This window comes from Mesorhizobium wenxiniae, from assembly GCF_002284535.1.
In the GTDB taxonomy this organism is placed as follows: Bacteria; Pseudomonadota; Alphaproteobacteria; order Rhizobiales; family Rhizobiaceae; genus Mesorhizobium; species Mesorhizobium wenxiniae.
In genome coordinates this window covers 480701-494287 of record NZ_NPKH01000023.1, presented here as the reverse complement: position 1 = coordinate 494287, position 13587 = coordinate 480701, and the positions used below count along the sequence as shown (strand labels likewise).

At 55.9% G+C, this 13587-nt stretch carries 11 protein-coding genes; 3 read left to right on the top strand and 8 right to left on the bottom strand.

Features of this window, described 5'->3' with window-relative positions; all coding sequences use genetic code 11:
• Nucleotides 1–16: 16 nt before the first annotated feature.
• The 4 genes from CIT31_RS18830 to CIT31_RS18815 form a co-directional block, all read right to left on the bottom strand.
• Entirely contained in the window at nucleotides 17–211 is a 195-nt protein-coding gene (locus CIT31_RS18830; protein ID WP_095519822.1) for a hypothetical protein, read from the bottom strand.
• A 2-nt stretch (nucleotides 212–213) separates the two neighbouring features.
• On the bottom strand, nucleotides 214–1179 hold the full coding sequence (locus tag CIT31_RS18825) for a glycosyltransferase family 2 protein (RefSeq protein WP_095519821.1): 966 nt from the start codon (nucleotides 1177–1179) through the stop codon (nucleotides 214–216).
• Nucleotides 1176–2456 (bottom strand): O-antigen ligase family protein, encoded by a 1281-nt coding sequence (locus CIT31_RS18820; protein ID WP_095519820.1) that lies wholly within the window; start codon nucleotides 2454–2456, stop codon nucleotides 1176–1178. The genes CIT31_RS18825 and CIT31_RS18820 overlap by 4 nt, the downstream gene beginning before the upstream one ends.
• A gap of 277 nt (nucleotides 2457–2733) precedes the next feature.
• The gene (locus tag CIT31_RS18815; RefSeq protein WP_095519819.1) at nucleotides 2734–4788 is read right to left on the bottom strand and encodes a hypothetical protein; all 2055 of its coding nucleotides are present in this window, start codon (nucleotides 4786–4788) and stop codon (nucleotides 2734–2736) included.
• A 153-nt stretch (nucleotides 4789–4941) separates the two neighbouring features.
• Here CIT31_RS18815 and CIT31_RS18810 point away from each other — a divergent pair, with 153 nt between their 5' ends.
• Nucleotides 4942–5793, top strand: coding sequence for a sulfotransferase (locus CIT31_RS18810; RefSeq protein WP_095519818.1), 852 nt, complete (start codon nucleotides 4942–4944; stop codon nucleotides 5791–5793).
• Between the two features lie 194 nt (nucleotides 5794–5987).
• On the opposite strand, the gene CIT31_RS18805 is transcribed toward CIT31_RS18810, so the two are convergent.
• The 4 genes from CIT31_RS18805 to CIT31_RS18790 all read right to left on the bottom strand — a co-directional run bounded on the left by CIT31_RS18805 (nucleotide 5988) and on the right by CIT31_RS18790 (nucleotide 10520).
• Nucleotides 5988–7484 carry a lipopolysaccharide biosynthesis protein gene (locus CIT31_RS18805; RefSeq protein WP_165778497.1) on the bottom strand — a complete coding sequence of 499 codons (1497 nt, stop codon included), beginning with the start codon at nucleotides 7482–7484 and terminating at the stop codon, nucleotides 5988–5990.
• A 327-nt stretch (nucleotides 7485–7811) separates the two neighbouring features.
• On the bottom strand, nucleotides 7812–9041 hold the full coding sequence (locus tag CIT31_RS18800) for a glycosyltransferase (RefSeq protein ID WP_165778496.1): 1230 nt from the start codon (nucleotides 9039–9041) through the stop codon (nucleotides 7812–7814).
• A gap of 46 nt (nucleotides 9042–9087) precedes the next feature.
• Nucleotides 9088–9273, bottom strand: a complete 186-nt coding sequence (locus tag CIT31_RS18795) for a hypothetical protein (protein ID WP_095519815.1) — start codon at nucleotides 9271–9273, stop codon at nucleotides 9088–9090.
• Nucleotides 9270–10520, bottom strand: a complete 1251-nt coding sequence (locus CIT31_RS18790) for a glycosyltransferase (protein WP_095519814.1) — start codon at nucleotides 10518–10520, stop codon at nucleotides 9270–9272. The genes CIT31_RS18795 and CIT31_RS18790 overlap by 4 nt, the downstream gene beginning before the upstream one ends.
• Before the next feature lie 437 nt (nucleotides 10521–10957).
• Here CIT31_RS18790 and CIT31_RS18785 point away from each other — a divergent pair, with 437 nt between their 5' ends.
• Nucleotides 10958–12055: a polysaccharide pyruvyl transferase family protein gene (locus CIT31_RS18785; RefSeq protein ID WP_095519813.1), complete on the top strand. Its 1098-nt coding sequence runs from the start codon at nucleotides 10958–10960 to the stop codon at nucleotides 12053–12055.
• Between the two features lie 477 nt (nucleotides 12056–12532).
• Nucleotides 12533–13270, top strand: a complete 738-nt coding sequence (locus CIT31_RS18780) for a class I SAM-dependent methyltransferase (RefSeq protein ID WP_095519812.1) — start codon at nucleotides 12533–12535, stop codon at nucleotides 13268–13270.
• Nucleotides 13271–13587: the final 317 nt, after the last annotated feature.

The following is a 13587-nucleotide window of genomic DNA, read 5'->3' as shown; positions in this document are numbered from 1 at the left end:
TCGCCCGGTATCGTCATCAACCGGAGAGCTCGTGATCCTTGAGAGATTGTTTGGCGAGAGTTTTATCAAGCTCGGCGAGCTGCACCGATACACGTTCGAACTCGTTGACGCGTTTGTTAACAATGCTGCCGTCGCGGTACAGAATAATCGCTACGGAAGGATTCCAGGGCTGCCGCCTGAGTTGCTCGAACTCTCGCCATTTCGCCTGCATCTTTAAGAGCCGTCAGCAAAGTCTTTGCGCAAGGCGCGGTAGAACAACAGCTTGGCTGCACGGCGCACCTGCGGATCCATGCCCCTTGGCAGGGCGCAAAGAAAAAAGTAAACGTACACCCGCCATGATAATGGATTGTGCCACATCGCGCGAATCAGCAAGCGCGCTCCGCGTTTCTTTTCGCCTTGAGCCACGCAATCATTGCCCGCCTTTGCGTACAAACGCCCGTTGCGCCGACGCGCGAGGTGCGTAAGTTCCCGCCGTCGCATGGCCCATTCTCGCGTGAGGCCTTCGCCTACCGGCAGAAGCGCATCGAGTCTGCGGGTTATGTTCGAGCCATGGCGCCGTTTATAGACGAGTGCTCCGGCCACATGTTGAAATGTCCAACGCTCGGCTGCGCGCATACAAAACTCTGTATCCTCTCCAGCCCTGAATGCCTCGTTGAATAACCCGATATCTTCGACCATCTCCCGCCGCATAACCATACTGGAAGGAACAATAGGCCCATCAAGCAGAAAATATGTCGTCAGCGTATCGGATTGGTCCGCGCGATAGCGGCGCACAGCGACGTGTAGAGCATCGGACAGATCCGGAGCGGAAAAATCGACAAAATCGCCATAGACAAGACCTGCCTTGCAGCCATTGCCCAAGACGGCTAATTGACGCTCAAGCTTGTCCTCGGCCCAGAAGTCATCGCCGTCGAGAATTGCAATAAGATCGCCGGTAGCATGTCTGAGGGCAAGATTCCTCGCTGAGGAAAGCCCGATACCCGCCGTCGTCAGGACATGTACGCGCGGCTCCCTGCGACCCAGCGATGCAATCACTTCCGACGAGCCGTCCTTCGAGCCATCATTGACAATGATGATCTCTTTGATGTGGCTCGACGCGGTCTGATTGATCACGCTTTCCACTGCCTGCACGATGAAGCGTTCTTCATTGTGACATGTCATGATAACCGAAACACTCATCTCGTGTTTCCTGGCAAGGGGCTCGCGAGAAATCGAGGATGTCTCATGCTCCTGGGGTGGCTCCTCCGCATCCTGTGCAATGATAGGCAAAGCCCGTGCCGCGTCAATTCAGGCAGGAGCGAGACAAGACTCAGCGTAACGAAAGCTCGTGTGCCGGAGGCTTCGGTTCCAACGTAAAAGGCGCAGGGAACAAGGAGCACGAGGGGCAGAAGCCGTGCCTGGACCGCTCCGATCAATCCGAGAGAAAGCGCCCGGCTCAGAGTACGGCTTAAGCGAAACCATGCAGCAATCCATATGAGAACATAGAGGCTGAGCCCAATGATGCCGTTCTCGGTGAGGATACGTTGAAACTCGCCATGTATCCCAAGCTGCAACTCGTCAGGAAGTTCGCTGAAATCCGTCTCGATAATATTCTTGAATTGGTTCGTACCCACGCCCATCAGTGGATATTCGGAGATGAGTTGTCTGGACAGCGTGAAAGCAAACGCGCGCTGTACATTGCTCGGGGTGTCTCCGGGGGCATATTTCCCCTTCGCGGCCAGATATTCGTATTGCCCCATGCTCAGCGGATCGAGAATGGTCTGCATTTGCTTCTCGACATAGGCGTTATTGATCGTGGTCGACAGCACGAAAAGTGCCACGAAGCCAGCGGCGATCGCTGGCACCATCGCAGCGAGCCGTCCGCGCATCAGAAGCGCGGCGGTCAGAAAGAGGTAGATCAAAAACGCCTTGCGTTCCCCGGATAGCAGGAGCAGGGGAAGTATCCCTACCCATACCAACCAAAGGGTGCGCCGCTTGCCCCGGTTGACGAAGAGGAGGAGCCCTGCGAGCGCAATTGGAAGGAAGGTGAACGCGAGCCTCGGATCGACCAGATGCTTCCAACCGACCAAGTAGCCATGGGCGACATGCCAGGTGATCGTATAGGCGAGAATTAGCATCATGCCGAAAAGCAAGATGTTGACGGCCTTCTGCGTCTCGAGCCATCTACCCTCCTGTGCGATGGCGAACGCAAAGGCGCCCACGGTGGACATCTGCAACAGCTCGCGCAAGCCGTTCTCTGGGTCCACGCTGAAGGCCGAGACCATGTGCCAGCCCAAGAAGGGCAGGAGCAGTAGAAAACCGGCTGAAAAAGCCAAATTTCGCCAACGGCCCGTCGCCAGGCCAAAAAAAAGCATCAGCAATGCGATCAGCTCGAACGGACGCAGCAATACAAGACCCGTCTCGAGCCTGATTGGCAGGAAGAGGCTCAGTATCGCGAATGTGAGGAGATAACGCATCACAGCCCCCTCGCGGCGCGATATTCTTTTAGCACGTTCTCTTTCCCGGAAACAGAACTTGTTGGATGTATCAATGCCAGCCCGCGGAGAAACACTTCACGCTGCTCCAGCCGACGACCCCATCGTTCCGCCCGCTGTGGCAATCGCATATCGAAGAGGTTTCCGCCTGTTGGGAAAGCTCACCCTCCTCGGCTGCGGGGAGGCTTACTGGTGGCAGAGCTCATCAGCAGTCCGACGAGAGTGATGACGCATCCTGGTGTCGCGCAGTCGATAGGTTCTAGCCGACGGTCTCGCTCTCCGGGGTCCAGGCTTCTGGCTGGTCGAGCACAGAAACCGCGCGAACATGGCAGCGAATCTTATGCCCGATATCCCGCGAGCTGAGCTCATAACTTGTGCCGATTTCGCCCACGATCGGAACGCCGTCACGATACCATAGACATTCTATTTGCGACGCAATAACGTTCGGTACGACGGTCAGCGCCTGGCCCGGTGAAGCCCGGCCCGAGAAGGCCGGCAATGCGCTGAAGCCCGTCGGGACCCTAGCCAGTTCCGTTTCCGTCTGCCGGACCCGTATATAGTCAATCACCATGTCATACGTCTGCGACGGGTCCGGTTGAGCGCGCCCCTTTTTTTTATCGTAAGCGAAATCCACGATGATGTATTTTTTTACTGCGAGCTCCGGTGTCGTCGGAAGGCGCGCCACTTCATAGCCGTCGATCACGAAATAAGTATAATCATCTTCGATCTGCGCATACCACGTATGAAATTCGCCATCGTATACGTCGATCGTGCTAGGAAAACCACTTGATGGATCGACTTGATAGCCGGCGATTTTCCGGCGCACGTCACGTGGCGTGATATGTGGATCTGCATAGCCGAGTCTGGGTTTGTGCACGTGCTGGCTGATGTTGATATAGGCCCCATTGAGACCGTCATATTCCCAAAAGTCCGTCTCAAGACGATTGCGCGTCCGCCAGAATAGATGCTCCTTCCCATACGCCCAGAAAGCAGGGAAAAATCCAGGGCGGGGCGCGAGTATCTTCGGCAGTCTGGCGCGGATCTCAAAGATCCCCTTTCCCCAACACCGCCCTTGGCCATTGTTGTTCACGGAAGAGAACGCACCTGTTCTCCAACGGCCCTTATGCAAGAGCCGGAGCGCCAACGTGTGGCTGGTGGCGTCGTGCACATAGGAGGAGGGCGACGCCGAGATCGGCGGGGTAGCGGCGTCAACACCAACGGTCGTCAGATGGGTCGGCGCATACCAGATGCTGCCTTGCGCGCCTGTGAAATCATCGACAACCGAGTTGGATTCGAAGTCGTCAAAAAAAACCGTTGTGTAAGCGCGGATCGGGGGCGCCGCCTCACCACGATGAGCATATCGCTCATCGCCGATGGCTGCCCAGGACGCCCACGAGGCTGAATCGAACGCATAACGTTCCGGTTTGTCGTTCGCATCCACAGCTGAAGGAGGGCTCTGGCGATAGGGATGATCGCCGGGCAGGGCGGATTGCCGGCCAACGCGCCACATGCCCCATCCCATTAGCCTCTCGATCTGGGAGTCATTTAGTTCGCTTTGTCCGATGATAACGCAGTCGATCGCGACATCTGCCCTCATCGGATTGTTCACATCGCCCATGAAGCTCTGCGACTTCATCCGGTTGGGTGCCAATGCATAAATCGTCTGGCCGGCCGTCTTGATCCCATTCACCACAGCCTGCATCACGAATCCGCGGCGGTACCCGACCATGACATTCCAGTCGCCAAAATCCGTCGAGCATAGCCCTTCCTCGCTCTTGAGCTTGCCGTCATGGAGCCGCGAAACGAATGTGCCGGCCGAGGGCTTGAAACAGACTTGGGGCTGGCGATGCACCGGGCCACCCTCCGCGCCATTGACGCAAAGAACGGAAACGTTATTCGCGTCGGCGTTGACTGCCGAATTGCACCGGGCGATCACCAACCACCAGCGGTGAAGATACGGGGCATCGTTATCGGCGGGCCAAGTCAATGCCTGTTTCGTGCCCTTCTTGAAGAGAACGCCGCCGTTATTCGGAAGCTTTGTCGGGCGCAGGGAGGGCTCGGCTTGCATCGCAGCCACCGGCTTCACGCCGCCCGATTGCCACGAAGGGACTTCGCCTTCGGCCAAATCCTCCTGAAACCAGGATTTCACAATCATTTCCGGGAACAGACCAGGATGCCAGGAGTGAGCGTTCGGCTGCGAGCCTTGCGCCGGACCGGCGGCGCGAGCGTCCCGCCCCAGGCGACCGGATGCCGTCAGCACAAGGGCGGCGCATGCGGCCCGCGCCAGGTCCCGGCGAGAAAGTTGGTTGGTCATTGTCGTGTGCCAATAATTGCTGGTTTCGGAATGTGACTTCTTAATATCGCGCTTCTCCTCACAAGCTCCGCAGCATATCATAGGTTTCGGTTTAGCCTTTCAACGACAGCCAGGGAAAGTGTGTCGCGCCTGATGCTATAACGGAGAAAGCAGATGCAGACCGCCGACAGGATCGATGCTTCGCCTCTCACTAGGCCGGGCAAGGCTCTTCCGCCCAATGCACTTCTATTGAATTGCTTTGGCCGAGGTGGGTCAAGCATTGTCTGGAATATCATCGGCAGTTCGCCGGATGTGTTGATGCCAAAGTACGAATGGCATGTGGGAGTGTTCGGACGTTTCCACAAGCTGCGCAAGGCTGCGTGCCATATTGGCGGGGCCGTCAACTGGGCATCTGTTCCAGTCTTTTGGCGGCATATGCGCGCAGCGACTGCCGAGACCGTCCTCCCTGGGGAGCGCAACGAAAAGGCCCAAGCACGCTACGTCGTTTTGAAGGTGATGGACTACTACATCGCATTCGACGACGCGATTGCGCGCGGCTTTGTGGAAGCGCGGAACCTTGTGCTTATGCGGCATCCATTGCCGATGTGCGAAGGGCTGATACGCAGCGGTCTCAGCGAGGCGAGCGCGATCAAATGGTACAATGATGTGACTAGCCTGATGTTCAAAGCCTCGAGGAAGCGTGATGCGCTATCGCTTCGATTCGAGGATTTGATCCAATCACCGGATGCGTTTGTTAGAAGCCTTTACAACGCGCTCGGCATAGCGGCAGCGGAGGACGGAAAGATCAGGTTTAAGGTTAAATCATTTGGGACGGCGCGAAAGGCAAACGCAGACGCCGCAACTGGCGAAAAGCTGCGGATAAAATTGGAGGAAGCATCCGATCACATCGCATCAGACGTCAACACCCGAGCGGTTGCCCGCCTCGATCGTTCAGCACGACAGCGGATTTGGGAAGGCACCCGCGCAACCGCGGAATTGTTCGATTATGGAGGTGATAATTTCTGACTTTGTGCGGGTAACGGCTTGGAGGAGCAGCCGTTCCGGTGAGAGAAAACGGCAATCGCCTCCTCGTCAAGGAAACCAACCGTCTCAAGGCCGCCGACTGTGTCTCCAATCCCCGTACTTATATGATGTGATTGCGCACCCCAAATCGTCGGATGGGCAGTCGGAGAGGCGCCGAGTGTGCAGGGTATCGTTGGCTATGCAAATCTAATCCATTTCGTTTTCTTGGATGTTAGAGTCTGCAAGACTTCCGCGCCATGTTTTCCGAAGAGTAGCGACGCTCTCAGATAGACAGTGACAACGGACAATGTACCTATAACGAGAAGTCCGGTCGCGAGCACAAGATAGTCGGGCGATCCGGCAAGCAGCATTTTGACCGCCGAGCCGGTGGCGAACACCACAGCGGCGAATGCGACAGGCGGCGCATGGACGAGCGCGAAATCCAGAGCTGATAATCCCGTCATCCGACAAGTCATCGCCGCATAGAGGAAGAAACTCGTCGCAATGGCGCCGGACACTGAAAAGGCCACTGCGTTCACGCCATAGGGCGCCGAGAAGAACGCGAATGAAGCGACAAGGGCCATGTAAATGATCTGCATGGAGGCCGTTCGGTAACTTTGGCCCGTCGCAAGCGTCACGGCTGCACACACTCTATAACCCACGCGGAAATAAATTGCTGCAGAGAATATGATAATGGGAGCGACGGCATCCGTCCATTTCTGGCCGAGGATTGTCAGAACAATCTCTTTTGCAAAACAACATAGAAATGCGCTAGTCGGTAGAGCAAGCGCCGCCGTCAAAGCATACCCCTTGAGCTGAGCGCTGCATAGCCTGGCCTTGTCGTGATGAACCTTCGACAGGAGCGGGAAAATCACGCTCTTGTTCAGATTGCCGAACAGACTTGCTGGCATAGCAATCAGATAATACGCTCGCGAGTAAATGCCCAGTTCTGCAGTGCCGATCAACCGCGCGACAATGACATTATCGATATATTTGGCGGTGACGGATGATATACCAGCCAGCGAATAGCCTAGGCTCTGTCTGCGGATATCACGAAAGGACTGCATGTCAAAACTGGGCCTCACGAGATAGTCCCTGGCGATGAAGAAATAGATGCTGGCCAGGATCAATGCCTCGGCCATATACGCGACCACCAAGGCCCAATAGCTGAGTCCAAAATAGGCGAGCGGAATGGCAAGCCCGATATGGGAAGCAATCCAAGCGACCAGACTCGCTGTGGAGGATATTCTGAATTTCAGGTGCCGCGACAAAATAGCCTCGGCTGTCAGATTGAACGCGTTCGCGACCATCATCACCGCAAGGAGGCGCGAAATGAGGACCAATTCCGGCACATGAAGGAAATCGGCAATCTGCGGTGCAAACACCCATTGAAGCAAGCCGAGAATGGCAGCGATTATCATGGACAAGAAAACTACGGTTCCGATATGGCGCTCGTCGACGTCCCGTCGCTGGACCAGGACTTGCGACATGCCGAGATTGGCAATGTTATTGCCGACGGCTGCGATGATTAGCGCAACGCCGGCAACGCCGTACTCCTGTGGGGAAAGCAGGCGCGCGAGAACGGCCGTGACCAGGACATTCAAAAAGGTTCGGGCCAGCAATGTGGCACCCGACCACGAGAGGCCGTTGGCTGCCCTTCGTGTCAGGTTTTTATGTCCAGTTACCTCGTCCAAGTTGACCTGCTCCGGACTGTCCAATTGGACTGCCACGCTTCAGTGCATGCAAGCGTGCTCCAACCTCATGAGCTATTTTCTCGCCCAACGCCTCGCGGGGTGGATCCCTCAGGCGCTCTCTGTTTTCTCCATCGCTTCATAACCTAAGTCATTATGGCAGCGGATACTGCCGTTCCCTGGCCACGATGCTCAGCTTTTCGCGAAGGTCGACCGTCATGGCTAATTACTTGGCCTCTTTGCTGCGCTGTAGGCGATCAAGAATCTCGTTCAGCGCCGCTCTCCGGCATCAATAGTCGTCATTGCTTGGGCCGGCTTCGGGGTTGCTCCTTAATAACCTATCGCCTCACGACCTGGGTGGCAGTGTCCCACAAGAGTGGCATACAACCTCATTTGCCGTGTTGCGACAATTTCCATGCTGAATCGCGCAGTGACTGTTTGTACTGCGCGCCGCGCCATCTCATCGCGCTCGGCTTCCGATAGGCCGAGCGCGCGACGAAGGAGTCCGCAATACTCCACCTGCGAGCGAGCCAAGAAGCCGCTGTGCTCATGCTCCACAACGTCGGACGCACCGCTGACATCGGTGATGATAGGGACCACGCCGCAACTCATGGCCTCGAGCAGTGCGTTTGACATGCCTTCCGACGCCGAGGTGGAAAGATAGAAATCAGCCTCCCACAGAAAGGGAAACACATCTTCGACCGCCCCGGCGAATGTGACCTTGCCGGAAAGGCCCAACCGGGCCGCCTGTTCCTCGAGAGCGACGCGGCACTGGCCATCGCCCAGGATGGTGAGTTGCGCCTTTGCGTCGGCGGGAAGTGCCGCGAACGCATCGATCATGTGCTCGACGCATTTTTCCGGATCGAGACGGCCAAGGCAGATAAAGCGTCGGCTGCCATCGGCGCTCGAGTCGCGGTGCGGCTTGCGGGGCAGATCGATCCCATTCGGAACCATATGAATGCGATCTGCGTCGATGCCGTGCTTCTTCAGATCATTAGCGATTTGGCGGCTATTGGCCATGAAGGCCGTGACGTGACGTTTAATCAAGGCGGACGCCCAGCGACCGATGATCTTCTTTTCGCGCACAACGTCGAGATCGAAACACCGTCCGCCCCGGGCCAATTTTGCGAGAACCGGTTTGCGCAGGAGGGCTCCTGCCAATGCCGCCGGAACAGCGTGAAGTCGGGCATGGATGATATGTACGACATCGAATTCGTCGCGACGGCGCAGCATCCAGATCAAAACCTGAACACACCACGACAGGAACGACAGCATATGGCGCCCGCCCAAATACGGAGCCGCGCGCAAACGAAGGCGATGGATAGGGACCCCGTCGATGGCGGACCGTTTCGGGGTCGAGTGCGACAGTCTGGGTGCCAAAATGGTTGGGGAAACGCCGCTCTCAACCAGCGCCCGAGCAAATCGCCGCGCCTGTTGTTCGCCGCCGCCATATGACTCAGGAAAATAGGTTGGGAGCACGAGCAGAACACGTATGCTGGGAAGAGCTTCGGCTCGCGGGGTCTTCGTCGGATAAGCGGAGGCAACTTCTGCTTCAATCATATCAATCCGCCGGATAACGTTCCTGGAGCCAAGGCGGCCACCAAGATTACAACCCCGTCCCATGTGCAAAAAGAAGATGCCTCTTTGGCATCTCACTGCCTTTCAGCGCATCGATCCCCTTGTCGTCCAGATCGACGCACTCCACCTCATCTCCGAAATCGGCAAAGTTTGCACCGCTAACCAATCCGGCAAGCTGCCCGATCACCGTCAAACCATAGGCTGCACCGTTCACCGCGGAAGCGCCACATTTCGGACAGGAGGTGTTGTTGACACTCCCTTGCTTGCCCGATGCTGGTCAAGAGCCTCCCGGTAAATGGCATCGGTCCGCTTGCCCACCAGCTTGACGTCCCAGTTCGAAAGATCCGTCGCCGCGGCGGCACCTTGGGCGAGGCAGGCCAGTCTTGCACGATCCTCCAGGAGGGCGGCAATGGCGTCGGCCATGGCTGCCAAATCATCCGGGGGTGTAATCACACCGTTGATACCAGGGCGGAGCACTTCACGAAGACCTGGCAGATCGCAAGCGACGCAAGGCTTGCCACCGGCGAGATATTGCATGACCACGCGGGGCAATCCCTCCCGCATGGAACAGAGCAGGCAGAGATCCGCGAGCGCGATCAGCCGCTCGGGGTCGTCCCGATAACCGGTAAAGACCACTTGCCGCTCGAGCCCAAGCTGCTTGGCACGCGATTCCACGGTCGAGCGAAGCGGCCCGTCGCCCGCGAGCACAAGCACCGCGTCGTGGAACCGGGCGGCGACTTTGTTGAAAGCGTCCAGAAATTCCGTGTGTCGCTTGCGTGGCTCGAAAGCCGCGATCATCAAGAGCACGGACGGGCGCGGCGCGTCCGGGGTCAAGCGCAACAAATTGCGCCAACCGTCGGGCGGACCGGCGTTGCGAAAACGATCGAGATCGAATCCGGATTGGACGACATAATGTCTGTCTGGATGTCCCACTCCTGCGCTCAAGCATAAGTCGCGGATGCCCTCGCTCACACTGATGAACGCGCTGGTGATCGGCGCTGCCAGCCTTTCCAAGGCGAGATAAGCAAACCGCTCGGCGACGCCGACATTGACAAAAGGCACGATATGCACGCCATGAACGATCGCTGGAACGCCCGCCGCCCATGCGGCGAGACGCCCGAGAATGCCTGCCTTGCTGGTATGCGTATGCACGATGTCGGCATTCAAGGCGCGGAATCTCCGGGTGAGCGCCAACAATGCCCTCATGTCGGAGACAGGCGAAATGGAGCGAGTCAGGCCCGGGACGCCAATGAGTTCCACCCGCGGGTCCAGTTTAGCTATGATTTCCGGCTGGACCGTCTCGCCATGCAGCAGGACAACATCATGCCCCCTTTGCGCGGCCCAATTGCAGGAATGGACAGTATTCTCATCAGCACCGCCATTGATGAGACGGGTGATGACATGAGCGATACGCAGTCGACGCCCCAACTCAATCTTGCCTTCCGCACCCTGTACTTTCATGTCGCCGCACCGATCGCGCTGAATTTAGCCGTTGGGTGCGTTCCCACGCCCAGCCGCGCTTTTGGTCCATGTGTCCCGATATCGCCGCTACTGCATTGGAGTGACATGCCACGCCCCGGTGGGTGCATGCCGTATGGAGATGAACCCCGAGTCCTAAGTGTGCCCTTCCTTCTTGGGCCAGCACTTGCAGTCCGCAAGGAGGGTTATTCCAACGGCTTCCAGTCGATCAGATCTAACTTGTTGGATTTAAACTTCTCAGAGAACTGCCGCTGTTACCCCGGGCACAGCGGAGTGATTTTTTGTGGTATACCTTGTACCAATACTTCTGCCCTATCGCGTGTGCGCGAAATTCGGATCGGAACCAGACTCGTTCAAAAAAGTAGTCGCTCCCCGTTCGCGCATAAGCCCGAGCGCCGAGCACTTCAGAGGAGCGCAGCATGACGCCGGTTCTCCGGGTCGGGATATTTGGCTTTTACAGCTATCAGAATCTCGGCGACAATGTCATGGCCTATCTTTTTTCCAAGTGTGTAAAAGATGATGGGCATGATCCAATAGTTTATGCGAAGCGGCGCTTCGAAAAAATGGATTGGGGCTTTAAGATATGCTCTGATGTCAAAGAATTTGTCGAGACGGTCGATGTAGTTATATTCGGGGGAGGCGGTTTACTTATACCGAGACAGCAACCTTCCGAAGTTGTGAAGGATTTCAACGATGATCTCGGACTTATTCTGGAATACACTAAAGAAAAATCTATCAAGCTATTTGCCTTTTCCATAGGAGGCGCAGGAAAAGACATCGATGAAATTGTACCCGTTGCACGCCAAGAACTTATAAGGCGCCTAAACTATGTAACACTGAGAAATCGCGAAGATCTAAAACTCCTTGAACAAGCGAACACCGAAGGCGAGTTCTTGGATGACGTCGTATGGACGACCTCCCGCAGAATTTCTGGAAGTAGATATGACAAAGGGCGCTCGCGTCTACGTGTGGGGCTCAATATCTACCTTGGTTCGTCCCGTCGGTCTCGGTTGGCGAAGCGCATACTGCAGATTGTAACACGAATTCGCAAAGATATAGATTTCATTTTCTATGAAATCAATCCAAAGAAAGATGGATATTTCGGAGCATTTTGCGCCAACCTGTCACAAGATAATTGCAGCAGCAAAATTTTAACTGACGTGGAAGATGCATGTGGCGAGGCGTCTTCGCTTGATCTGCTGATTACTACTCGACTGCACTTTGGCGTAATTGCAATGAGCTACGGCGTGCCATGTATTGCATATTCGGGAGTGGAGAAAACAAGACTCTTGTACAAGCGTATCAACAGAGCCTCTTTTTTCTGGAGGATCGGGGATATTCATAAGCTGCTTTTTCTGTTTCTTTTTCCAGGCGCCATACAAAAGATCATACGGGACGGTAGCGAGGCTATTGACCCCGTGATTGTAGAAAATGCGATGCAGCACTACACACGACTGTCACGGTCGCTTGAAGGGGTACTCGGAGCTTCTTCCCGTTCCGTGCATCATCTGCAATAAGGCTCTTTGCCTCGAGCGCACCGATCATGTTGCTCAGGCGTTTTTCCGAATCGAGGCAGCGAAGCCAGATGAGCGTCGGCTGCCATCGGCGTTCGGTTCGCGGCGCGGCTTGTGGGGCAGATCGATCCCATTCGGAATCGGCTGCCAATCTTAGAGACGGGTCGCTGTTACCGCGGGCACAGCGGAGCAATTTTTTTCTGATATACTTATCTATTGGTACTTCTGCTGGCACTTCTGCGTTTGCGCGGAACCGGACTCGTCCAAAGAAGTCAAGGCAAGGCTCTAATGAACGGGGCGCTTTACCCGTCAGGGATGGGAGCCATGGGAGGGGGACCAGCAGCTTGCGGATCTTTCGCGTGCCCCAAAGCTACTTCTTGTGGTCTTAAATGTGTTGCGCGGCGAGTTCCAACAACGGATCGCCAGTTTAAACGATCGTAGCGGTGTGACTACACGATCAGCTTTGGTGAGGAAGGACAAATGGAAGTCATCTCATATCTTAGAGCAACCCAGGAGCGGACCCAATCGTGCGGTGAGGCGGCCATTGCAGCCCTGCAATTGGTTCGGCTGTACGACGCAGCGGCTGCGCGACCGAATGGCACATTTCTAGAACTTGGGACGGATAGGGGGCAGGCCACTAAAATGATTCTTGCTGCCTGCGAGAAGGACGGCGGGAACCTGGTCTCGGTCGATATCCGGGATTGCTCGACTGCGGCAGTTAGCTGTCGCTGGACCTTTGTTCAGGCAGACTCCACAGATCGCAAGACCATCCTAAACAAAGCGCCCATTCTGCAGGATGGGATCGATTTAGTCTATGTCGATAGTCTGCACACGCCAGAACACGTGTTGAATGAAGTGTATACGTGGTTCAGCCTGGTTCGAAAAGGAGGCACAATCTGCTTCGATGACATTGATCCGAACCCATATATGCGAGGGCGAAGGAAGGACAATCCCAAAATTGAGATTGCTAACCGAAGGATTTTTTATGTAGTTCGAAGCGTTTTCTACGACAACTTAGACCAGCTTCAGATGACGGTAGACTTCGGTAGTACCGGCCTTGCGATGCTCAGGAAAACATCTGAGATTGGATCGGAACTCAGGCCGTTCAACCATTTGCCCGCAGAACGCAATAGTACGTTTCTGGCGAAGCTCAGCGTGCGGCTTAGAGAAAGATACTACGCGCACAAAGGCGATGGATCGGACTTTTTGACAGCGTGAAGTGTACCCGGATGCCGTGAGGTATTTTGATCCTGAGCACTCCATTTCTCCTTGGCGTTCATGACGCAGCTCATCATTAATGTCGGTATACGAAGTATAGCCTGAAAATGGCTGCTTAACGATCGACGAATGTGCCTAGCTTGCTGGCTTTGCGAGTGCGGTCATGATCGCGATACAGCGCGGAGTTTCCTGTCCAGGGTCAAGCAGATCCAACAGAGCCCGCGAACGGGGTGGCGGACGCCCCCGCTGATGCCCCGACGGCTAAAACGCGGGCGGCGTTCCCTGTGGCGCTGTGAGCCTTTGGCTCAAAGGAGAGA